This window comes from Salmonella sp. 2018103 (genome assembly GCF_026247685.1).
GTDB lineage: Bacteria > Pseudomonadota > Gammaproteobacteria > Enterobacterales > Enterobacteriaceae > Salmonella > Salmonella enterica.
The window spans coordinates 4114870-4138780 of the sequence record NZ_CP111029.1 but is presented as its reverse complement, the minus strand read 5'-3'; the positions used below and the strand labels follow the sequence as shown (position 1 = coordinate 4138780).

The following is a 23911-nucleotide window of genomic DNA, read 5'->3' as shown; positions in this document are numbered from 1 at the left end:
TTTGGAGGAGAGCGTCATGAAAAGCTATATTTATAAAAGTTTGACGACCCTGTGTAGTGTGCTGATTGTCAGCAGTTTTATCTATGTGTGGGTCACGACGTATTAAACGCCTGTTATGCCTTTTTCAACAGCACCCAGGCACGGGTGCCTGTTCTTTCTGTACGGTTTTGCAGGAAAAACTGTCCCTGATGTAGCTGGGTGATGCGGCTGACGATACTCAGCCCCAGGCCAATTCCGCCATAACGGCTGTCCATCCGCACGAACGCTTCGCTTAGCTTCCCGCATTTGCTTTCATCAATACCCGGCCCCTCGTCTTCGACCGCCATAATAGCGTCGGGGTCGGCGCTAATGTGGATAGTGATATGGGTTCCTTCAGGGCTATAGCGATGCGCGTTTTCCACCAGATTTCGCAGCAGCATACGCAGTAACGTCGCGTCACCGCGCACCACCACGTCCGCCGCGCTTTCCGGCAGCAACAGAGTTTGCTGACGCGTTTCCAGCATGGTGTTCAGCTCATCGTAGGAGGGGAGGATCACATCTTCCAGCAGTTTTACTTCCTGATAATTCCCGGAAGAGAATGACTGGCCCACGCGCGCCAGTTGCAGAAGCTGGGAGACGCTATCCATCATCTGGTCAAGACGGGCGATAAGCGGCGCGACATCAACATTGTGGGTTTTTGACAATAATTCCAGATGCAAACGCACCCCCGACAGCGGCGTGCGTAGCTCATGCGCCACATCGGCGGTAAAAAGGCGTTCATTGTCGAGCGTGGTGGTCAAACGCGTAACCAGTTGATTGATCGCCGAGACGACGGACTCAATCTCAAGCGTGGAGCTGTGAATGGCGATCGGCGCCAGATTATCCGCCGTCCGTGCTTCCAGCTCTTTTTGCAGTTCGGCGAGCGGACGGGTAATACGCCGTACCGCCTGGTAACAAATTAGCAGAGTCAGGCTAACCATAAATACGCCGGGGACGATCAGGCTGGCGACCGCCTCGCGAATTTCGTGCATGATATGGCGATCGTTGTTGCGATTATCCCGCAGCGCCTGCTCGAACAATTGAATTTGCTCAGTGCTTTCATGCCATAACCAGAAGGTACTGATTAACTGGAACACCAGCAGAATAAGACCAATTGTCAGCATTAAACGCTGGCGAAGGGTCATCGCTCTTCGCTGAAAACGCATCAGGCTCACTTAGCTTTCCTCAGTGGCAACCAGCATGTAGCCAAACCCGCGAACCGTGCGAATGCGCGACTTGCCGACTTTGTCGCGCAAATTATGTATATGCACTTCCAGAGTGTTGGTCGAGGGTTCGTTATCCCAGTTGTAGATATCGTTATAAAGAATTTCCCGGTGCACCGGACTGCCTGCCTTGAGCATCAACCGTGAGAGCAGCGCGTACTCCTTAGGCGTCAGGGTCAGTTCCTGTCCATCCCTCCATGCCTGATGGCGGCCTATATTGAGCGTCAGATTGCCAACCGTCAGTTCACTTTCACCCTGGTTATTATGGCGGCGCAGCAGCGCGCGGATGCGGGCGTGCAACTCCTCCAGGGCGAAGGGTTTTACCAGATAATCATCTGCGCCGACATCCAGCCCGCTAATGCGATCGTTGAGCGTATCGCGGGCGGTCAGAATGAGTACCGGCAGAGTATATTTTTTCTGTCGGATTCGCGTCAGGAAATGCAGGCCATCCTCATCGGGCAGCCCTAAATCCAGCACCATCAGACTGTAATGACCAGACTCCAGACTATGCTCGGCGGCACGCGCTGTCGAAACGCCATCACACGCATAGCCTTCGGTTTGCGCGGCGAGTATTAACCCCTGTAATAATAGCGTGTCGTCTTCAACAATCAGTATCTTCATTCGCTTAGTCTCCTGCACGGTTGCAGAATATCATCTGCGGCCTGGTAATACGTCGTTTGTACGCCGGTTAATCCCAGCATGGTTGAGAAAAGATTGTCCTGTGAATAATCCAGCGTGCTCGCCCGTTTTTGCAGGCAGGCCTGATCCACCTGATAACGCTGTTGATAATCTTTAGAAAGCCAAATGAGCATCGGGACATGTTTTTGCGTATCCGGCGCAATAGAATACGGCAGACCGTGTAAATAAACGCCATTTTCACCCAATGATTCGCCGTGATCGGAAAGATAGACCAGGCTGGTTGTGAATTTATCCTGATGAGATTTCAGCAGATTAATGGCTTTATCTACAATATAGTCCACGTACAGCACGGTATTATCATAGGTGTTGATCAACTGCTGTTGGGAACAGTTCTGAATTTCGTTAGTGTCACAGGTTGGGGTAAATTTTTTAAACTGCGGTGGATAACGGTTGTAATAGGTTGGGCCGTGGCTGCCGATGGTATGCAGTACAATAACGCCATCGCCTTTCAAATGGTCGATATAGTCTTCCAGACCGTGGAATAACACCTCATCGTAGCACTCGCCGTCGATACATTGTCCGGGCAGGTTTAGCTCGGTGACATTTTGATGCGGAACGCGATCGCATGCGCCTTTACAGCCGCCGTCATTATCATTCCACAGTACGTTAATCCCCGCGCGCTGGATAATATCCAGCAGCCCTTCCTGGTGATGCGCCAGCTCTTCGTCATAATGTTTGCGCGGCATATCAGAAAACATGCAGGGAACGGAGATCGCGGTCGCCGTACCGCAAGAGGTGGTATGCGGGAAATAGATTACATCGTCTTTCGCCAGCCGCGGATTGGTGTCGCGCGGATAGCCGCCAAGAGAGAAATCATCGCCGCGCGAGGTTTCGCCAACGATAAGAATCGTCAGGTTTTTGCGATCGCCTTTCAGCATTAATGGATTGCGATGGGCATCCTCGCCAATGCGTACCAGCGGCAAATTCGCCAGCCGTTGATGCGAATACCATGACCAACTGGCGACAATACTGTTCGATGGGCTTAACGCTTTGATCAACTGTTTATTATTTCGAAATAGCGAGGCGTAATCTTTATAGAAAAAGGCGGCGACCAGAATAACTAATAAAATAGAGATCAGGACGCTGGCCAGGCGGTAAAGCCCGCTACGTAAGCGCGGCGTCGCCGGGCGGATTTTGACCCAGAAGGCAATCACGGCGGCCAGAACGCCGCTTAATCCCAGCGTCAGCACCATTCTCGGCGTCATCAGCGCAAAGGTTTCCGCAGGCGTGGTATCCATCATATTGGCGATCATGGAGCGATCGATGATGATGCCGTAAGTCAAAATAAAATACTGCGCGGCAGCGCCGACCAGAATAAAAACGCAGGCCAGCAGTCGGTTTAGCCAAATAAATGAGGCCAGCGTTAGCACACTATTGACCACGCTAAACGCGACGACCGGCATGGAAATAAACACCAGCACATTGCGCAGCGAGTTTAACGGTAGGTCTTGTAGTACCTGCTTGTAGAACGCAATGTTCAGGCAGACGGCAATATAAAAGGAAAAAAGCAGAAGCCAGGCGATTTGCCCAAGAACAGGTCTTTTAAGAAAGCGCTTTAACATGTTGATGCGTCCATCGATTCGGTGACGCTAATCGTGACAAAGTAAAATTAAGTGAACCTTAAGAACTTAATGTTGGTGGCGGCCGGATAACCTGCGCTATCCGGCCTGTTGCGATAACATTAACTACACGTGGTCAATCCTGTTTAACCGGCGCATCCAGCGGATACGGGTTTTTGTGAATGCGGTTGTAGTTCAACGCATACAGCGCGGTGATCACCATCAACGTGACGAACGACCACATCACTTCTTTGGCGCCGGAACCGATGACCGCCCAGATGCAATACACAAACGCGACGAAGGTAATCAGCAGATACAGCGGGCGCGCTTTACCAAAGTGGCCGTGGCCCAACAGCAACAGCGCGGCACAGGTGTAAAGATAAGGCACCAGGGTGAAGATAACCGACACGGAGGAGACCAGACCAAACTCTTTCGCGGCGTTCGGCGACATACTGCTGAACTGGAAGATAGTCATCAGCACGCCGACGATAAGCAACCCAGCCACTGGCGTACCGGCTTTATTAACCCGCGCGAAGATCGGCGGGAAGAGACCATCGTCCGCCGCCGCTTTTGCGGTTTGACCGGCAAGCAGCGTCCAGCCGCCGAGAGAGCCCAGGCAACCAGCTGCCGCACAGAAGGAAACAATAGCCCCTGCGGTATCGCCCAGCGCCATACGCGCCGCGTCACCGAAAGGCGATGCCGATACACGCAGCGCCGCGTTGGGGATCATCCCCATAATCGCCGTTGTGGAGAGTACATAGCAGACGGCGGCGATCAGTACCCCGCCGATGGTGGCGATAGGCACGTTGCGTTTCGGGTTTTTGACCACACCGGCCGCAACGGAGGCGCTTTCTACCCCGATGAATGACCACAGCGTAACGTTCAACGTGCTTTGAATCGCGCCGAAGGTATTCATGCCGCTCACGTTCCAGGCCGCCATATAGGTTTCGCCTTTAAACCAGAACCAGCCGAAGACCGCAATCCCTACGATAGGCACCAGCGCCAGTACGGTGGCGACGGCCTGTACGCGGGTAATCATTTTCGGCCCGACGATGTTCAGCAGAACAAAAATCCACAGCACCGCGACGCAGGTAAGCGTTAATACCAGCGGATCTTTCAGAATCGGGAAGAAATAGCTCAGATAGCCGACGCCGATAACGACCATCGCGATATTACCGATCCAGCATGCCAGCCAGTACAGCACGTTCGTTTGATAGCCCAAAAACGGCCCGAAGCAGCGACGTGCGTAGGCATAGGAACCGCCGGGACTGGGATCTAAGGACGACATTTTGGCATAAACCATCGACAGCGCCAGGGCGCCGATGATAGTGACCAGCCATCCGTAGATTGCAATCCCGCCAGTGGCCGCCAGGTTGGCAGGGAGTAAGAATACCCCTGAACCCATAATATTCCCCGATACCATTAAGGTGACGGGGATTAGGCCCACTTTGTGAGCATCAGCATCCGAAGACATAATTTGGACTCCTGAAAAGGTGACTTCGTTACGATAAATTACGTCGTATCATACCCCCTCAGAATGCCGCTGAATTATGTAGGAGACGGGTTATCGCCAATGCTGTTATTATCGTGTCTTATCGTTGAGTGTAGAAAAATTAGGCAGCCGATCGTTCCCGATGTTGGCTAACATAATGCAGGGGGGTCATACCATAAAACTCTTTAAACACGGAAATAAAGTACGATGTGCTGTTATACCCACACAGCTGTGAGACTTGAGAGATATTCTTTCCGTCCATTAATAATTGGTTTACGGCATAACGCATTCGGCAGGTCGTGATTATTTGGCTATAACTGGTATTCTCGTTTTTGAGCTTTTTCTTTAACAAGCTTGGACTCAGGCACAGGCAACTGGCAACGGCGCTCAGATTCCAGTCTTTATGAATATCGCTCTGAATGATGTGGTAAACGCTGTCACTGATGCGGCTGCGCAGCATGTGCATTAACAAAGAAATAAATTTTTTGTGGTCAAGAAAGCGGGATAAAACGGTGAAAAGGAGCGCACGGGTACGTTCACTAACAATTTCATCCGGTGTTTCCATCGCGCTGTAGCGGGCAGCGACCCTGAAGATATCCGGCGTCAGACAGTTGGCGGTCAATAAGGGATCGGCGTTGCGTTGCCAGACGGGAAGGTGTGAGAGATCTTTATTCAGGAATTGTAAATAGTCTTTAATATTATTGCGACTCACTTGTATTACTAGCACGCTATTTAATGATGAAATGTCAATAACGTTATTTTCACAAGCCAGAATGGCCATATGATTCGCTTTTAAACTGATTGGCTCCTTACCATTTACTCGTAACCATGTATCTTTTTCGGTTAATAACACTATGCAAGGTTCGTTGCTGCAAATCCTCATACCCGAACTCCTGGAATATGAACATAAAATACCGGATCTCGCCAAACGGGAGAGATAACGGGGACTGAGTCAATTGTGTGATGAATTGAAACTGCACTAAAATAACTTTCCTGAATAATATTACAATATTTGTACGATGATTTAGGGTGTACAAAAAGTTGTACGCGAGTGGCAACTTGTCATTTTTGTATAAAAAAAGCGCGGGATGGGGCCCGCGCAAAAAGGTATGACAGTATTATTGTTTTGCAGCAATACTCAGGGAATACATGCCATCCTCAAAAAAAAGACTCTTTGTGATTAGGCTTTCACGCACATAACGTGATATACGCCATCAATAATTTCCGTGCCTTCGGTTTCATGCTCAAAGCCAGGGAAGTGATGATCCCAGGATTGCAGTGAGCGTAAGTAACCCACCTGCGGACTGTTTTCATCGCCAAAGTTTTCGCCGGAGAGCAGCATCGGGATTCCTGGCGGGTAAGGAATAACGGAGTTCGCCGCGATGCGACCCGGTAGATTTTCAATCGCCACCATTTCAATATTGTTGTTCACAATCGCGTTGTAGGCGTCGCGCGGGGTAATCTCCGCAACCGGCAGGGTGGAATAGGCGGCGTTGAGACGGGCGCCCGGGTTATTTTCACGTAGCCAGGCAAACATTTTATCGCCCAGGTCATGAATACCCATGTTCGCGTAAGTGTCAGGATAATCCTGCACCAGTTCCGGCATCACCTGCGCCAGCGGCGTATTCGCGTCGTAATGATGTTTGAAGGAACACAGCGTGTTGATCAGCGTTCCCCATTTCCCGCGAGTGACCCCCATGGAGAACAGGAACATAATCTGAAAGTCGGTGGTGCGGGTCGGCACGATACCGTGGCGGCCAAGCCATGCTGTGACCAGCGCAGCAGGTACGCCGGATGCTTCCAGTTCGCCATCGTCGCCCATACCCGGCGCCAGAATACTGACTTTAATCGGGTCCAGCATACTCCAGTTATCCGGCAGGTCTTTAAAGCCGTGCCAGGTTTCCCCGGGGCGCATGACCCAGCAGTTCTGGTCGGTTGCCAGCAGTTTTGCCGGCGCGTCGGCGAAGTCATACGTTTTACCGGTTTGTGGATCGGTGACGACGTCTTTATTCCACGGTTTAAAGAACCAGTCGCCTTCATCGGTAAACTCTTTATAAAGACGCGCCATCGCCTGACGGAAATCAACCGCTTCGTCAATCACCTCTTGAGTCAGGGACAGGCCGCTGTTACCGTCCATCATCGATACCGCCACATCGTTGGATGCGCAGATGGCATATAACGGAGAGGTGGTGGCATGCATCATATATGCCTGGTTGAAGCGGGAGAAATTCACCGCGCCACGGCCTTCACGGACATGAATGTAGGAAGCTTGTGAAAGCGCATTCAGTAGTTTGTGCGTGGAGTGGGTGGCAAACACGGTCGGACCGTTATGGTCGCCTGGCTCGCCGCGCATCGCGTAGTGATCGCAATAAATCGGGTTGAAGCGCGCATAGCCGTACCATGCTTCGTCGAAGTGAATGCGATCGCTGGTTTTTGCCAGCAGATCCTGCGCCTCTTTGGCGTTATAGCATACGCCGTCATAGGTACAGTTGGTCACCACGCTGTAAGACGGTTTCTGTCCGGCTTTGGTTTTGGTCAGCGGGCTGGCGCTGATTTTTTTCTGCAAGGTTTCAGGCTGCATTTCCTGCGGGTAGATTGGCCCGATAATGCCGTAACGGTTACGGCTTGGCACCATATATACCGGTTTGGCCCCAGTGAGGATCAGCCCCTGCTCGATGGATTTATGGCAGTTACGATCCAGTACAACGACATCATTATCCGTCATACAGGCCTGCATAATAGTACGGTTAGAACCGGAGGTCCCGACAACCACGGACCAGGAGCGGTCAGCACCGAATACGCGGGCGGCGTTTTTCTCGCTTTCGCCAAACGCGCCGGTATGGTCGAGGAGTGAACCGAGCGTGGTACGCTCAATCCCCATATCGCTGCGGAACAGGTTTTCGCCATAATAATCGTGATAAAAGCGACCGGCAGGCGTTTTAGTGAAACCGACGCCGCCCTGGTGTCCCGGCGCCGCCCATGAATATTCATGAATGTCGCTGTATTTCATCAACGCGTTAAACAGCGGCGGTAACAGTTGCTGGCGATACCGGGTCATGGCGGCAACAGCGCGTCCGGCGATAAAGTCAGCGGTGTCTTCCAGAATCCAGGCGAATTCATCGACAAGCTCCAGCAGGTCGCGGTCCAGCGATGCCGTCGCTTTTTCCCTGTCGCCTAACAGGAAAACGGGCACGTTTTGCTGACGCTCGTGAAGCTTACCGATCAATTGCCTGACGCTCAGGTGCTCATCCGGTTGTTCCATTTGGTAGCTAAACATCAGACAGTCAATGGCTTCGTTCGCGGACAAGATGGCATAGCCGTCATCGAAGGATGTCGATTTAATGACGGTAACATTTTGTTGGCTCAAGGCATCCGCCAGACGCTCAACCGCGTTGCCAACCCAGGTGTCCTGATGCAGAAACTCACTTTCAACAATTAATACTTTCATCATCTTTTACCCGGTTGTGGAGGCCGTGCAATTTACGCCTTGCCGACCCGCCGTATGAATGTGACGTGGGCAAGTATTACCCCGTCAAATAGGGGGTGTAAAGTGATGGAATAATGGTCAGTTATTGATATTATTGTTTAATAAACAATGGGTTAATTATTGATATCGAGCGATTTCACCTGCCGTTTATCGACAGGTGAATTATTTTTTTGGCTGATAGTGGTATCCGGCTTTAGCCGGGCATCGTCTGGCGTCGTTGCTGGCTTAGCTTGCGGTATTGTTGCGGCGACATGCCGACAAATTTGCTAAAAGTACTGTAAAAACGGCTGCTGGATCGGAACCCGGCAGTCAGAGCGACATCGAGGATCGTTTTGTCAGTATCGCTCAATAAGGCACGTACGTGATTGATGCGCATCGCCGTGATGTACTGCTTCATCGTCAATTGCATAACCCGCTGGAATATCCCCATCGCGTAGTTAGCATTGAGTTTGACATGCTCCGCGACGTCGTTAATGGTGAGCGCCTGATCGTAGTTATCGGCAATAAATCCCAGCATCTGGCTTACGTAAAACTGCGCATGGCGTGAGACGCTATTCTTGTGGGTGCGTGATGTTTTATTGAGCAAAATAGGCTGCCAGCCGGAAAGGCTAAAGCGTTTAAGCATCAGGCCGATTTCATCGATCGCCAACTGGCGAATTTGCTCATTCGGGCTGCTTGTTTCCTGCTGCCAGCGCAACACTTCAAAGGTGCTAAGCTGCTGGGTCGCCAGTGATTTAACCACCATCCCGTGCGTGACGTGGTTGATAAGATCGCGATCCAGCGGCCAGGAGAGAAACAGGTGCATCGGCAAACTGAAAATCGCCATCTGGCGGCAGTTGCCGGGGCGGGTAAGCTGGTGTGGCGTACAGGCCCAAAACAGGGTGATATGTCCCTGCTTTATCTGCACGACTTCATTGTTGATTAAATACTCCACATCGCCGTCAAACGGAACATTCACTTCTACTTGCCCATGCCAGTGACTGCTGGCCATTCTGTGCGGTGGCCTCAGCTCAACGTCCAGTCGTTGATATTCGGAATAGAGCGACAGCGGGCTACGGGTTTGCTTTTCATCGCCGTTGCACATGTGCGGGTCGGGCGGGAGGAGGGATATTGCTTGCGTACTCATCGTCACTCCATTTCCTGAATTATCAGAATTATGCCCCTTTAGCCGGGAGGAAACCGGGAATCCGGACACAGAATCCGTCGATATTGTAGAGCGTAGCCTGACTTTCAGGCCGAATACTCTGCTTTTTACGCCATTTTGTCCCAAAAACTCAGATCTCCCGCGCGTCAGCATACGATCTGAGTTTTCGGGAATGCTCATCGGGGAAGACGGAGGTTTTCACCGGGAACGCGTGCCACCATGAAGGTGTTCACTACTGTTCTGGAGAGTCATGATGACGGCACCCAAAATTACCTTTATCGGCGCAGGTTCTACGATTTTCGTCAAAAATATCCTCGGCGATGTGTTTCACCGCGAGGCGCTAAAATCAGCGCATGTCGCCCTGATGGATATTGACGAAACCCGGCTGGAAGAGTCGCACATTGTGGTACGGAAACTGATGGACTCAGCGGGCGCTTCTGGCCGGATTACCTGCCATACCAACCAGAAAGCGGCGCTACAGGATGCGGATTTCGTGGTGGTCGCCTTTCAGATTGGCGGCTACGAACCCTGCACCGTGACCGATTTTGAGGTTTGTAAGCGTCATGGCCTGGAACAGACGATCGCCGATACGCTGGGGCCGGGCGGCATTATGCGCGCGCTGCGGACCATCCCGCATCTGTGGCGGATTTGCGAAGACATGACGGAAGTCTGTCCGAAGGCCACCATGCTCAATTATGTCAACCCGATGGCGATGAACACCTGGGCTATGTATGCCCGCTATCCGCATATCAAACAGGTCGGCCTGTGCCATTCGGTACAGGGAACGGCGGAAGAACTGGCGCGCGACCTGAATATCGATCCCGCCTCGCTGCGCTACCGCTGCGCCGGCATTAACCACATGGCGTTTTACCTCGAACTGGAGCGCAAAACGGCTGACGGGACTTATGTCGATCTCTATCCTGAATTGCTGGCGGCCTATGACGCCGGACAGGCGCCGAAGCCCAATATTCACGGCAATGAACGCTGCCAGAACATTGTGCGCTACGAGATGTTCAAAAAGTTGGGCTACTTCGTCACCGAGTCATCAGAGCATTTTGCCGAGTACACGCCGTGGTTTATTAAACCGGGACGCGAGGATCTGATTGCGCGCTACAAGGTGCCGCTGGATGAATATCCGAAACGCTGCGTAGAACAACTGGCGAACTGGCATAAAGAGCTGGAGGAGTATAAAACCGCCGAGCGTATCGACATCAAACCGTCCCGCGAGTACGCCAGCACCATTATGAACGCTCTGTGGACCGGCGAGCCGAGCGTGATTTACGGCAATGTGCGTAATGAGGGGCTGATTGATAACCTGCCGCAGGGAAGCTGCGTGGAAGTGGCTTGTCTGGTGGATGCCAACGGCATTCAACCGACGAAGGTGGGGACGATCCCTTCTCATCTGGCGGCGATGATGCAGACCAACATCAACGTGCAAACGCTGTTGACCGAAGCCATCCTCACGGAAAACCGCGATCGCGTGTATCACGCGGCGATGATGGACCCTCATACCGCAGCGGTGCTGGGTATCGAAGAAATCTATGCGTTGGTTGACGATCTGATCGCCGCGCATGGCGACTGGCTTCCGGCCTGGTTACGCCGTTAATCTCCAGCCGCGCTGGACGGCAGATCCGGCGTTTAACCTCTACTAACAGAAGGCGGGCGCTGGTAACAGCGACCCGGTACCCTATGAGCATCTCTCTGACAACAAAGCTGAGTTACGGGTTCGGTGCGTTTGGTAAGGATTTCGCCATCGGCATTGTGTATATGTACCTGATGTATTACTACACCGATGTGGTGGGACTCTCGGTCGGCCTCGTCGGCACCCTTTTTCTGGTCGCGCGAATCTGGGATGCGATAAACGATCCCATCATGGGATGGATTGTCAACGCCACGCGTTCGCGGTGGGGGAAATTTAAGCCGTGGATATTGATCGGCACCTTAACCAATTCGCTGGTGCTTTTCCTGCTGTTCAGCGCCCATCTTTTTGAGGGAACCGCGCAGGTTGTATTTGTCTGCGTAACCTACATCCTGTGGGGCATGACGTATACCATTATGGATATCCCATTTTGGTCGCTGGTGCCGACCATTACGCTTGATAAGCGAGAACGCGAACAACTGGTGCCGTTCCCGCGTTTCTTCGCCAGTCTGGCTGGCTTCGTCACTGCCGGTATAACGCTGCCGTTTGTGAACTACGTTGGCGGAGCGGATCGTGGGTTCGGCTTTCAGATGTTTACGCTGGTACTGATTGCGTTCTTTATCGCCTCGACTATCGTGACATTACGCAACGTACATGAGGTGTACTCCTCCGACAACGGTGTAACGGCGGGCCGCCCACATCTGACGTTAAAAACGATCGTTGGATTGATATACAAAAACGATCAGCTCTCTTGCCTGTTGGGAATGGCGCTGGCGTATAACATTGCCTCCAATATTATCAATGGCTTTGCGATCTACTACTTCACCTATGTGATTGGCGATGCCGATCTTTTTCCCTATTACCTTTCTTACGCCGGCGCGGCGAATCTGCTGACGCTGATTGTCTTCCCCCGGCTGGTGAAAATGTTATCGCGGCGGATATTGTGGGCGGGCGCCTCCGTGATGCCCGTTCTGAGTTGCGCAGGGCTCTTCGCGATGGCGTTGGCGGATGTCCATAATGCCGCTTTAATCGTGGCGGCGGGTATTTTCCTGAATATCGGGACCGCGCTCTTTTGGGTGCTTCAGGTAATCATGGTGGCGGATACGGTCGATTATGGGGAATTTAAGCTCAATATTCGCTGCGAGAGTATCGCTTATTCCGTACAGACGATGGTCGTGAAGGGCGGCTCGGCGTTTGCGGCGTTCTTTATCGCTCTGGTGCTGGGGCTGATTGGCTACACGCCGAACGTGGCGCAGTCTGCGCAAACCCTGCAGGGGATGCAGTTTATTATGATTGTCCTGCCGGTACTGTTTTTCATGATGACGTTGGTTCTCTACTTCCGCTACTACCGTTTGAACGGCGATATGCTGCGCAAGATTCAGATCCACCTGCTGGATAAATACCGGAAAACGCCGCCATTCGTCGAACAGCCGGATAGCCCGGCGATTTCTGTGGTAGCGACCAGCGATGTAAAAGCGTGAGCATGGTCTCTCGTGCAGGCCGGATAAGCGTAGCGCCATCCGGCAATTAACCGATAACGCGGCCCGGGAGAACGCCGGGCCTGCCAGGTTATTTCGCGCAGTTAGCGCACTGTTTGCTGACAATCTGCTGGAAGAAATCGTTGCCTTTGTCATCCACCAGGATAAAGGCCGGGAAATCTTCTACTTCAATTTTCCAGATAGCTTCCATGCCGAGTTCCGGATACTCGACGCACTCCAGATGCTTAATGCTCTGCTGTGCCAGAACCGCCGCCGGGCCGCCGATACTGCCCAAATAAAAGCCGCCGTGTTTTTTACAGGCATCCGTGACCTGCTGACTACGGTTGCCTTTCGCCAGCATGATCATACTGCCGCCGTGGGATTGCAGCAGATCGACATAAGAGTCCATTCGGCCTGCGGTGGTGGGGCCTAATGAGCCAGATGGATAACCTGCCGGGGTTTTTGCCGGGCCTGCGTAATAGATGGGGTGGTCTTTAATATACTGCGGCAGGTCTTCGCCGGATTCAATACGCTCTTTTAGCTTCGCGTGGGCGATATCGCGACCTACGATAATGGTGCCCGTCAGCGACAGGCGAGTCGAGACCGGGTACTGCGATAGCTGGGCGAGGATCTCTTTCATCGGACGGTTGAGATCGACTTTCACCGCGTCGCCTTCGCCCGCCTGACGCAGCGCTGGCGGAATATACTGGCCCGGATTGTGTTCCAGTTTTTCGATCCAGATGCCTTCGCGGTTGATTTTCGCTTTGATGTTACGGTCTGCCGAGCAGGAGACGCCCATCCCCACCGGACAGGAAGCGCCGTGACGAGGCAGGCGAATTACGCGAATATCGTGGGCGAAATATTTCCCGCCGAACTGGGCGCCGAGGCCAAGTTTATGCGCTTCTTCCAGCAGTTCCTGTTCCAGGTGGAGATCGCGGAATGCCTGGCCGTGCTCGTTACCTTCCGTCGGCAGCGCGTCGTAATAGTGGGTGCTGGCGAGTTTAACGGTTTTCAGCGTGCTTTCCGCCGAGGTGCCGCCAATGACAAAGGCGATATGGTATGGCGGACAGGCTGCGGTGCCCAGCGTGCGCATTTTCTCAACGAGGAAGTTTTTCAGCTTGCCTGGGGTGAGCAGCGCTTTGGTCTCCTGATAGAGATACGTTTTGTTTGCTGAACCGCCGCCTTTCGCCACGCAAAGGAACTTGTACTCGTCGCCATCGACGGCATAGAGATCGATTTGCGCTGGCAGGTTGCTGCCGGTATTGACCTCTTTGTACATATCCAGCGGTGCGTTCTGCGAGTAGCGCAGGTTATCTTCGATATAGGTATTAAACACGCCTTTGGAGAGCGCGGCTTCATCGCCGCCGCCCGTCCAGACGCGTTGGCCTTTTTTACCCATGATAATCGCCGTGCCGGTATCCTGGCAGGTCGGCAGAATGCCTTTGGCGGCGATCTCGGAGTTTCTCAGGAATTGCAATGCCACATATTTGTCGTTTTCGCTGGCTTCGGGGTCATGGAGAATGGCGGCGACTTGCTGCTGGTGTTCAGGACGGAGCATAAAAGACGCATCATGGAAGGCCTGCTGAGCCAGCAACGTTAACGCCTGCGGCTCAACGTTTAGGATAGATTCTCCATTGAATTCACTGACGCTGACATAATCGGAGGTGAGCAGATAATACTCTGTTTTGTCCTCTCCCATCGGGAAAGGCGCCTGATAGATAAACTCTTTTTTCGACATGTGCTTCCAGCCTAATAGTAAGAAAATGTATTAAGAGCCTCATGGGCCAGGCTCTAAGTCGCGCGCCGCGCATAGCCGGGCGGCGCGCGCGGCCATTACAGGAATCCGTACATTGCGGCAAAGATCCAGCCAAAGACGCAGGAGACGCTCACGCCAATCAAACCCGGCAGAATGAAGCTGTGGTTAATGACGAAGCGGCCAATACGTGTTGTGCCGGAACGGTCAAACTGAATCGCCGCCAGATCGCTTGGGTAGGTCGGCAGAATATAGTAGCCATAACATGCCGGCGCAGAGGCCACGATATACGCCGGATCGACACCGATAGCCAGCGCGACGGGAACAATCGCCGCAAGCGCCGCTGCCTGGGAGTTAACAAACTTGGAGACCAGCAGCAGAACGATGGCGTAGGCCCACGGATACTCTTTGACCATTTCGCCCAGCACGCCCTGAATTTCCGACATATGCGCGCCGAACATGGTTTCCGCCATCCAGGCGATCCCGTATACCGCGACAATCGCAATCATACCGGAACGAAAAACTTCGTTTTTTGAGATAGACGCAGGATTGGTTTTGGTCAGGATGATAATGAGCGCCCCGGTCAGCAGCATGAACATCTGAATGACCAGCACCATCGACAACGGTTTGCCGCCGAAGGTTGGGCGTAAGTCGGAGTCCGCGCCCAGGAGAGCGACCACGGCAATCGCCGCCAGGAAGATCCACATCGCCAGCCAGTTGCTTTTCGGCAGTTTTTTATCCAGCAGCGTCGCGGTATCGCCGTACACGTACTGACGGTTTTCCGGTACGGAGATAAATTTCTGAAACGCTTCGTCTTTATCCAAATCTTTACCGCGGAACCAACTAAAAATACCGATTGCCAGGATACCGAGCAGGGTAGACGGGATGGTGATCGACAGCAGATCGAGGAACTCCAGATGTTTTCCGTCAAATGTCACGTTGCCCAGCATCGCTACCAGAGAAACAACGGCGACGGAAACCGGACTGGCGATGATGCCCATTTGCGCGCCGATAGAACTGGCCGCCATTGGACGTTCCGGACGGATATTATTCTTGATCGCCACATCATAGATAATCGGCAAAATGGTGTAGACCACGTGGCCTGTCCCACACAGAATCGTCAGGGTACAGGTGACGAACGGCGCCACAATAGAGACGTATTTGGGGTTGCGACGCAGCAGCTTTTCGGCAATCTGCAGCATCACATCCAGCCCGCCTGACGCCTGCAACGTTGCCGACGCGGCGACTACCGCGATAATGACCAGCATTACGTCAACGGGCGGTTTACCTGGCTGGAGATGGAAAACAAACACCAGAATGACCAAACCGATACCGCCCAACAACCCGAGCGCGATGCCGCCCTTTCGGGCGCCATAAAACAGACATATTAATATTATGAGAAGCTGTATACTAAATAACATTTTTATTTATCCTCGCGATAAACCCAGTCAATTTTGATAAATGGATCACAGCCATCTTCTGATTTGTGTGAATGAGCATCAGGAAATGGCGAATATTCAATGCGCCAGTGGCGACGATTAACGATTAAGCTTTTTACAGAGTTGCTTTAAGTAATTATTTTCTTGCGATGGTGATGTTCAGAGGGGAGTACCCTCTGGCGATGGGCAGGTGGAGTCAGCGAGAGCAGTAAATTATGATTTGTCTGTTTTAAAAACAGGCGTTTATTCTTTAATTTTTGTGTCTCGCCATCAGGTAAATCACGAGATAAAGCGAACAGAATGTGACTTATGTGATCATTGTCACGCCATTTTTTTAAATTATTAGTATGGCGTGTGGAGACGCGTATCTGCTCACCAATATACGTATTGTCCATAGGCGTAGCACAAGCTCCATTGCTACAAACATAATTTTATTTAAGTGTCAGGAAAATTCCGGACAAATCCCTTTTTTAATAAAAATACACACTCTCGGCATGGGATAATACTTAATTAACTTTTGTTAGCGTTTTGAAATTAAAAACAGCGCATAGCGCTGTAATTATAGAAAATAACGTTAACAGGCCTGGGTTGAGTATATTTGATCTGACACAATTTCCCAGGTTTGTTATTAATGTGATAGCGTTTTTATTGGCATTGTTATAATAAATGTTACCAGGATATAACGCTTCGCGTCGGATTTATGCGGTATCCTTACTGACAATATTGTTTCAGTAAAGAGTAATGTTCCGGCTGAACGCGGTAGCGGTAAACCGGCCTGCCGGTCACGCCGTAATGAATACTGGTAAACAAGATATGGCAATTCACCAGCCAGATAAGATATTTACGGCAGGAGACGCGCGAGATATTCACTTCGTTGGCCAACTCGTCGGTAGAAAATTCCTGCTCCTGATGCGCATCAATCCACTGGCATAAGGTGCGTAGCGTTTGCTGCGTCAGCCCTTTTGGCAGCCGGCGAGGCTCCTGCTCGCTGGATGAATTACCGTGAATGAGCAGGTCAAGCTCAGACTGTTCGTAATACTGGCGTTTTTCCATCGCCGTTTTCTTACGTAGCCAGCCGGTCAGCGCTTCTTCAAAGCGCGTGGCCTGAAAAGGCTTGATCAGATAATCCACCACGCCGTAGTGAAGCGAATCTTTAATGGTGGCGGCGTCAGCGGCAGAAGAAATGACAATAACGTCGCTTTTGCAGCCTGCGCTGTGCAGGACAGGCAGCAGATCCAAACCGTTTTCCTGCTGCATGTAGATATCCAGCAGGATTAGGTCAATGTGATTTTCACTGTTGAAGATAAACTCTTTCGCTTTTTCCAGCGTCGAAGCGGTTCCACAACAATGAAAACCGGAGATTTGCGCGACATAGCGGCGATTTAACTCCGCGACCATCGCATCGTCATCGACAATTAATACATTGATCATAGGCTGGTCCTTTTTCCATCCCAGGGTAACTGTACAAAAAATTGTGTGAAGATCCCAGGCTCGGACTCCACGGAAATTACGCCGCCAAGCGCTTCAACCTGCTGTTTAACCAGCGCTAAACCGACGCCGCGTTCGGCGCCTTTCGACGAGACGCCTTTTTCAAAAATCGCCTCGATGCGCTCAGGTTCGATACCCGGACCGTCATCGCTCACTTCGCAATGCAGCCAGCCATGGCGGTAGTGTAACGAGACGCTGATTTCGCCGCCGGATTCCTGGCTCAATGCTTCCAGCGCGTTTTCAATCAAATTACCCAGCGCCGTAATCAGCACCGTAACCTGATCTTCATTGTTATTATCCGGTAACTGGCTGTCGCTGCTTATCACCAGGCAGTGCCCGAAATCAGAGGCGCGAGTAATTTTACTGAGCAAAAAGCCAGCGATAATCGGCGACTTTATTTTACCCAGCAGCAAACCGATCTCTTCCTGATAGTTATTGGCCGTCTTGATAATATACGCTTCAAGCTGCTTATAACTCTTCAGGTGCAATAATCCCAGAATCACATGTAATTTGTTCATGAATTCGTGGGATCGTTCACGGAGCGCATCCGCGTAGTTCACCATCCCGTCCAACCGCTGCATCAGTTGGCGAACTTCTGTTTTATCCCTGAAGGTGGATATCGCGCCGATAATTTCGCCGTTGCTGCGCACCGGAACGGTATTCACCAGCAGCAGGCGGCCTTTGACGATAATCTCTTCATCGCGGCGCGGCGTACCGTCACGCAACACTTCGCTAATGTCCACCACCTGCGACCAGGCATGACTCAGGGTGGATAATCTGGCGTCATCCTGCGTTTTTCGATAATCGAGCAGCGCCTGCGCCGCATGGTTAATCAACGTGACTTCGCCGCTATCATCCACGGCGATAACGCCCTCTTTGATTGACTGCAGCATCGCCTGGCGTTGTTCAAACAGGGTTGAGATCTCATAGGGTTCGAGGCCAAACAGGATACGTTTTAGCATCTTGACCAGCGCATACGTGCCTAATAACCCCACCAGAGCGCCGAACAGAATGGACCAGATAATACTGCCGCGGCTATTGTTGATCTGCTGCGTAACGTGACTGAGTTCCAGGCCGATCGCTACCACACCGATCTGCCGGTGGCGTTCATCATAAACCGGTGTGAAAACGCGCAGCGCTTTGGCAAGAAAGCCGCGATTAATGGCAACGTTTTCCTTTCCCTGCAGCGCGAGCAGAATGTCATCGCCTTTGAACGGTTGACCGATTCGCTGCGTTTCTGGGTGCGAATAACGGATGCCCTGCATGTTGGTCACCACAATAAACAAAAAGCCATTATGCTGGCTCACCGCTTCGGCGAGCGTCTGAATGCCGCTTTCCGCAGGCGGTTTTTTCAGCCCCTCGCGAATTGCCGGAGAGTCCGCCAGCGAGCGCGCCACCGCCAGCGCTTTATCTGCCAGCGCGTCGCGCGTCATGCTGCTGATTTGCGAAAAATAGATCAGATGGACCACAACGAGCACCGAAAACAAAACGGCGCTGACCATCAGAATGACGGTAGTGCCGAGTTTCATGGGGCGTTTGCGTAACGCCCGGCATGGCAGGGAGTGTTTCATAGTGGACCTGAGCGGACGAATCGTAAGGTTATTATCCCTGATGAGGCGTCTAATTCAAAGGCATAGGCGATGTTGCTCCAGTGTTGAAAAGCCCGTCTTACCTTGTAGGGGGCGCTACCTGCTCATGTCGACTGGCAAACGTCATGTCGTTAATTAATATCGCCGGATACCGTGATGGGTAATTTATTTTCATCACAATTGCATAAAATAATTTTTCATTAATTTTTATAATAACGTATGCGGTGTCACGTTTTATTTTTACTGACGTTCAGAATGCGTTTGATCACAATCAATCAGCGCTAATGTTTAATCTATTATGATTAGTTTTCATTACATATTATTAATAATTATGGAAGCAATGTGAGAAATAAAAAATGGAAATAAAAAAATGGCTGAACACAACCATAACCCGACGTGATGCTATTGTCGCTACTGCAAAAGTAGGGGCGGCGGTGACGCTAAGTCAGGCGATTACGCTGCCTTTTGCTACCACTGCCCAGGCGCAGGATACCCCGATACCGAAGGATGCCAACGACGAAACCGTCAGGCACAGCGCCTGTCTGGTCAACTGTGGCAGCCGATGCCCGCTTAAGGTTATCGTGAAAAATGATCGCATCGTGCGCATTGAGCCGGAAGACGCGAAAGATGACGCGGTATTCGGCGAGCATCAGATTCGTCCCTGCCTGCGTGGGCGTTCCAGTCGCTGGCGCGTCTATAGCCCGGATCGCATTAAGTATCCGATGAAAAGAGTGGGAAAACGCGGTGAAGGAAAATTTAAACGTATTTCATGGGATGAGGCCACGGCCTTTATTGCAGCGGAATTAACGCGCGTTAGCGAACAATATGGCCGGGAAGCTATTTATTATAATTATCAATCCGGGGCATATTATCATACGCAGGGCAGGCCCGCCTGGATAAGATTATTAAATCTCACCGGCGGTTATTTAAATTATCACAACACCTATTCCACGGCGCAAATCGCCACCGCCACGCCCTATACCCACGGCGATTATGTCGGTAGCCATTTTACGCAGATCGCGCATTCCGATCTGGTGGTGCTATTTGGTCTGAATCTCTCAGAAACGCGGATGTCCGGCGGCGGTCAGGTTGAAGAGCTGCGCCGGGCGCTGGAGACCTCGAAAGCCCGAGTCATTATTATCGATCCGCGCTATACCGATTCGGTGATTACCGAACACGCCGAATGGCTACCGATTCGCCCAACCACGGACGCTGCGTTAGTCGCCGGCATCGCGCATACGCTGATTACCGAACAGCTTCTCGACGAGGCGCTGGTAAACCGCTATTGCGTCGGCTATGACCGTAGCACATTGCCGGACACGGCTGCGCCTAACGCCAGCTATAAAGATTATGTTCTTGGCACGGGCGATGACGGTATCGCGAAAACCCCGGAATGGGCGGCGGATATCACCGGTATTCCGGCAACGCGTATTCGCCAACTGGCGCGCGAAATCGCCTCGGCGCGCGCCTGCTATATTTGCCAGGGCTGGGGGCCGCAGCGTCATGCCAACGGCGAACAAACCGTGCGTGCTATTCAGACGCTGCCAGCGTTAACCGGCCACTTCGGGCGGCCCGGCACCAACAATGGCAACTGGCCTTACGGTACGCCGTATGGCGTGCCATTGTTGCCTGTCGGTAAGAATCCGATCAAAACCTCTATTCCTTGCTATCTATGGACGGACGCCATTCAGCATCCGGAGAAAATGACCGCGACGACAATGGGCGTGAAAGGCGCGGACAGGCTAAAAACCGGGATTAAGCTGTTTTTCAACCAGGCCGGTAATACCTTGCTGAATCAGCACGGCGAAACGAACCGCACCCGTCAAATTCTCGCGGATGAATCGCTGTGTGAAACCATTATCGTGATTGAAAACCATATGACGCCCAGCGCGATGTATGCAGATCTGCTGTTGCCGGAGACCAGCTATCTTGAGGCGGAAGACCTGGTGGACAGCTCCTATGCGGCGGGATCGCATAACTATATGATTGCGATTCAGAAAACCGTTAAACCGATGTGGGAAGTGCGCAGCACGTATGACATCTGCGCGGATATCGCCGGGCATCTTGGACTGCGCGAGCAATATACCGAGGGCCGAACTCAGGCGCAGTGGGCGGAGATGCACTATCAGCAGATCCGTGAAAAACGACCATACCTGCCGGAGTGGAGCGTGGCGAAAGAGATGGGCGTGATTGACCAGCGTATCGCGACCGAGCAGCAGAGCCTTGCGTTTGCCGATTTCCGCGCCGACGCCGAGGCTAATCCACTCTCCACGCCGTCGGGCAAAATTGAAATTTACTCCCAGGCGCTGGCGGATCTGGCGCAAACGTGGACTTTGCCAGAAGGCGAGCGAATTCCCGCATTGCCGGAATTTTGTCCGGCGAAAGAGTCGCACCTTAACAAAGCGCTGACGGCGAAGTATCCGTTGCAGTTAAGCGGCTTCCATACCAAAGGGCATACCCACTCGACCTACAGCAATGTGCTGATGCTGCATGAGGCGGTGCCGGATGAAGTCTGGATTAACCCGATTGACGCCAGCGCCCGCCAATTGAAGTCCGGCGATCGGGTGCATGTATTCAATGACCGCGGCGTGGTGGAGCTTCCCTGTAAAGTGACCCAGCGCATTTTACCCGGCGTGGCGGCGATGCCGCAGGGCGCGTGGACGCGGCTTGACGGCAACGGCGTTGATGTCGGCGGCTGTATCAATACGCTGACCAGCCACCACCCTTCGCCGCTGGCGAAAGGCAATCCGCAGCATACCAATCTGGTTGAAATTAAACGCGCTTAAGGAGTGATGTACGATGAAACAGTATGGCTTTTATGTTGACTCCTCGCGCTGTTCAGGCTGTAAAACCTGCCAGGTAAGCTGCAAGGATAATAAAGATCTGGATGTTGGTCCGAAACTGCGCCGCGTCTATGAATATGGCGGCGGAAGCTGGGTGAAAGAGGGGGAAAGCTGGCATCACGACACCTTTACCTACTACCTCTCTATTGCTTGTAACCATTGCGATGAGCCGGTATGTGTCTCCGGCTGTCCGACCGGGGCGATGCATAAACGCAAAGAGGATGGTCTGGTAGTGGTGGATGACAGCGTATGCGTCGGCTGTCGCTATTGTGAAATGCGCTGCCCCTACGGCGCGCCGCAGTTTGATACGCAGGCGAACGTGATGCGTAAATGCGACGGTTGTCTTGACCGACTGGAGAACAATCTGCGCCCTATTTGTGTGGATTCTTGCCCGCAGCGAGCGCTGGATTTTGGCCCTGTCGATGAATTACGGGCAAAATATGGCACGGAGAATCAAATTGCGCCGCTGCCTTCGGCGTCGTTCACCCATCCTAACCTCATTATTAAACCGCATCCGAAAGCGAGACCCACAGGCGATACGGAAGGCGCAATCATGAACATTCGGGAGGTGCGCCATGCATGAGTTACCGCTGGTCTTTTTTACGGTCTTTACCCAGAGCGCGGTCGGCGCGTTTATTCTGCTGCTGATTGGCGGCGCAATGGGGCTGGTCGCGCCGCGGCGTAAGGCTATCGGTCTGTTCTCGGTGATGTGCCTGTTTGGGCTTGGCGTCATTGTCGGCATCTTCCACGTCGGGCAACCGCTGCGCGCGCTGAATATGCTGCTGCGCGTCGGACATTCGCCGATGAGTAACGAGATTGTCTTGTCGGCGGCTTTTGCGGCGCTCGGCGGTCTGGGGGCGCTCGGTTTGTTGCTGAACCGGGCGACGCCGCTGTGTAACGCGTTGGTATGGTTGGCAGCGATAGTCGGGGTGGTCTTCTTATACGCCGTTCCGCAGATTTACCAACTGCCGACGGTGGCGACCTGGCGTTCATCTTACACCACGGCAATGATGATATTGACGCCGTTGATTGGCGGCGGCGCGTTGGCGGCATTGTTTGGCGTGCGCCGTCTGGGGCTACTGGTCAGCGTGTTGGCGATTTTGGTGAGCTTTTGTCTGCGCCCGGGCTATATGGCGACGCTGATGAGCGCCGATAGCGCTCTGACCGCCGCGCAGCATAGCTGGTTTACCGCCCAGGCGATATTGCTGGCGGCGGGTGTGGTCGGGGTGGTGGTCTGCGCGCGCCTGAAATCGAGCGCTGCGGTGCTGGCCATGACGGCAGTGGTGGTTATCGCGGCGGAGTTGGCGGGTAGGATTGCGTTTTACAATCTGTGGACGCTGCCAATGTAGTTTTTTGCCCGGTTTATGCCATGTAAGCCTGATAAGCGTAGCGTTATCAGGCGAAATATTTCAGGAGCTATTGCTATGCCTTCCCGTGCTGTTTTGCCGCGTATCCTCGGCGCACTGTTTTACTTCTCCCCTGAGAGGCCGGAGGTGAAAGCGTTGTTCGACTGTTTGCCAACGTTGCCTGAGCTTTACCCCTGGCGCGATCGCGGACATATTGAATCACTGTGTGCGTCATGGTCGCTACCGGATGATGATGCGCTTACATGGCAATTTTCCGTGTTGTTTGAAGGCCAGGGAAAGATGCCCGTCCCGCCCTGGGGATCGGTCTATCTGGAAAAAGATAATTTGCTGATGGGGGAAACCACCGCCGATTATCAAGCTTTTTTACAGGCGCAGGGCATGGTATTCACTGACCGTGAACGCGAGCCGGAAGATCAGTTTGGCCTGATGCTATTAGCCTGTAGCGATCTGCTGGCACGAGGCGACAACGTGGCGGCCAACCGGTTACTGGAGGCGCATCTGCTGCCCTGGGGATTCCGCTATCTGGAATTGCTGCAACGCAATACCGTTAGCGCCTTCTATGCCCGGCTTGCCATCGTAGCGACCTGTTATTTGCAGGATGTTCAGCAGCAACAGGGACTACAGCCTGAGAATAAACGGTTGTTTTTCTGAGGTATTGGTCAGGTTTTGATGGCGTGCCATAATGCTTGTGCC

At 52.6% G+C, this 23911-nt stretch carries 19 protein-coding genes; 7 read left to right on the top strand and 12 right to left on the bottom strand.

The features are described from left to right. Positions 1-16 precede the first annotated feature (16 nt). Positions 17-106 carry an LpxT activity modulator PmrR gene (gene pmrR / locus OLG56_RS20035; RefSeq protein ID WP_000844399.1) on the top strand — a complete coding sequence of 30 codons (90 nt, stop codon included), beginning with the start codon at positions 17-19 and terminating at the stop codon, positions 104-106. Between the two features lie 7 nt (positions 107-113). On the opposite strand, the gene pmrB is transcribed toward pmrR, so the two are convergent. The 7 genes from pmrB to melR all read right to left on the bottom strand — a co-directional run bounded on the left by pmrB (position 114) and on the right by melR (position 9604). Continuing rightward, positions 114-1184, bottom strand: coding sequence for a two-component system sensor histidine kinase PmrB (gene pmrB, locus OLG56_RS20030; protein WP_001212189.1), 1071 nt, complete (start codon positions 1182-1184; stop codon positions 114-116). Positions 1185-1193: 9 nt separating this feature from the next. Next, on the bottom strand, positions 1194-1862 hold the full coding sequence (pmrA, locus tag OLG56_RS20025; protein ID WP_000697894.1) for a two-component system response regulator PmrA: 669 nt from the start codon (positions 1860-1862) through the stop codon (positions 1194-1196). Further along, on the bottom strand, positions 1859-3502 hold the full coding sequence (gene eptA, locus OLG56_RS20020; protein WP_001630070.1) for a phosphoethanolamine transferase EptA: 1644 nt from the start codon (positions 3500-3502) through the stop codon (positions 1859-1861). Before eptA ends, pmrA begins: the two co-directional genes overlap by 4 nt. A 133-nt stretch (positions 3503-3635) precedes the next feature. Then, positions 3636-4973 carry an arginine/agmatine antiporter gene (gene adiC / locus OLG56_RS20015; protein ID WP_000093130.1) on the bottom strand — a complete coding sequence of 446 codons (1338 nt, stop codon included), beginning with the start codon at positions 4971-4973 and terminating at the stop codon, positions 3636-3638. A gap of 139 nt (positions 4974-5112) precedes the next feature. Beyond that, a complete protein-coding gene (locus OLG56_RS20010) occupies positions 5113-5874 on the bottom strand; it encodes an AraC family transcriptional regulator (RefSeq protein WP_001217075.1) in 762 nt (253 codons plus the stop codon). Between the two features lie 297 nt (positions 5875-6171). Beyond that, positions 6172-8439, bottom strand: coding sequence for an arginine decarboxylase (adiA, locus tag OLG56_RS20005; RefSeq protein ID WP_001542850.1), 2268 nt, complete (start codon positions 8437-8439; stop codon positions 6172-6174). Positions 8440-8671: 232 nt separating this feature from the next. Further along, complete coding sequence (gene melR / locus OLG56_RS20000) at positions 8672-9604, bottom strand: transcriptional regulator MelR (protein WP_000106992.1); 933 nt, start codon at positions 9602-9604, stop codon at positions 8672-8674. Positions 9605-9872: 268 nt separating this feature from the next. Between melR and melA the strand changes: the two genes are divergently transcribed. Together melA and melB are read left to right on the top strand one after the other, a co-directional pair. Continuing rightward, on the top strand, positions 9873-11228 hold the full coding sequence (gene melA / locus OLG56_RS19995) for an alpha-galactosidase (RefSeq protein ID WP_001527488.1): 1356 nt from the start codon (positions 9873-9875) through the stop codon (positions 11226-11228). Between the two features lie 83 nt (positions 11229-11311). Then, a complete protein-coding gene (gene melB, locus OLG56_RS19990) occupies positions 11312-12742 on the top strand; it encodes a melibiose:sodium transporter MelB (protein ID WP_000028070.1) in 1431 nt (476 codons plus the stop codon). An 88-nt stretch (positions 12743-12830) separates the two neighbouring features. On the opposite strand, the gene fumA is transcribed toward melB, so the two are convergent. From fumA to OLG56_RS19965, 5 genes are all read right to left on the bottom strand, one after another. Further along, positions 12831-14477 (bottom strand): class I fumarate hydratase FumA, encoded by a 1647-nt coding sequence (gene fumA / locus OLG56_RS19985; RefSeq protein WP_000037187.1) that lies wholly within the window; start codon positions 14475-14477, stop codon positions 12831-12833. 95 nt (positions 14478-14572) lie between these two features. After that, positions 14573-15913 (bottom strand): anaerobic C4-dicarboxylate transporter DcuB, encoded by a 1341-nt coding sequence (gene dcuB / locus OLG56_RS19980; RefSeq protein WP_000899149.1) that lies wholly within the window; start codon positions 15911-15913, stop codon positions 14573-14575. Positions 15914-16059: 146 nt separating this feature from the next. Then, positions 16060-16326: a hypothetical protein gene (locus OLG56_RS19975; RefSeq protein ID WP_001530565.1), complete on the bottom strand. Its 267-nt coding sequence runs from the start codon at positions 16324-16326 to the stop codon at positions 16060-16062. A 316-nt stretch (positions 16327-16642) separates the two neighbouring features. Continuing rightward, on the bottom strand, positions 16643-17362 hold the full coding sequence (gene dcuR, locus OLG56_RS19970; protein WP_000611307.1) for a two-component system response regulator DcuR: 720 nt from the start codon (positions 17360-17362) through the stop codon (positions 16643-16645). Next, a complete protein-coding gene (locus OLG56_RS19965; protein WP_207011554.1) occupies positions 17359-18990 on the bottom strand; it encodes a sensor histidine kinase in 1632 nt (543 codons plus the stop codon). The genes dcuR and OLG56_RS19965 overlap by 4 nt, the downstream gene beginning before the upstream one ends. 374 nt (positions 18991-19364) lie before the next feature. Between OLG56_RS19965 and OLG56_RS19960 the strand changes: the two genes are divergently transcribed. The 4 genes from OLG56_RS19960 (at position 19365) to OLG56_RS19945 (ending at position 23869) form a co-directional block, all read left to right on the top strand. Further along, the gene (locus OLG56_RS19960) at positions 19365-21794 is read left to right on the top strand and encodes a DMSO/selenate family reductase complex A subunit (protein WP_023207450.1); all 2430 of its coding nucleotides are present in this window, start codon (positions 19365-19367) and stop codon (positions 21792-21794) included. 13 nt (positions 21795-21807) lie between these two features. Beyond that, a complete protein-coding gene (locus tag OLG56_RS19955; RefSeq protein ID WP_000816143.1) occupies positions 21808-22434 on the top strand; it encodes a DMSO/selenate family reductase complex B subunit in 627 nt (208 codons plus the stop codon). Continuing rightward, a complete protein-coding gene (locus OLG56_RS19950) occupies positions 22427-23200 on the top strand; it encodes a dimethyl sulfoxide reductase anchor subunit family protein (protein ID WP_000544921.1) in 774 nt (257 codons plus the stop codon). Before OLG56_RS19955 ends, OLG56_RS19950 begins: the two co-directional genes overlap by 8 nt. A gap of 75 nt (positions 23201-23275) precedes the next feature. Beyond that, the gene (locus tag OLG56_RS19945) at positions 23276-23869 is read left to right on the top strand and encodes a TorD/DmsD family molecular chaperone (protein WP_310923808.1); all 594 of its coding nucleotides are present in this window, start codon (positions 23276-23278) and stop codon (positions 23867-23869) included. The last annotated feature ends 42 nt before the right edge of the window (positions 23870-23911 follow it).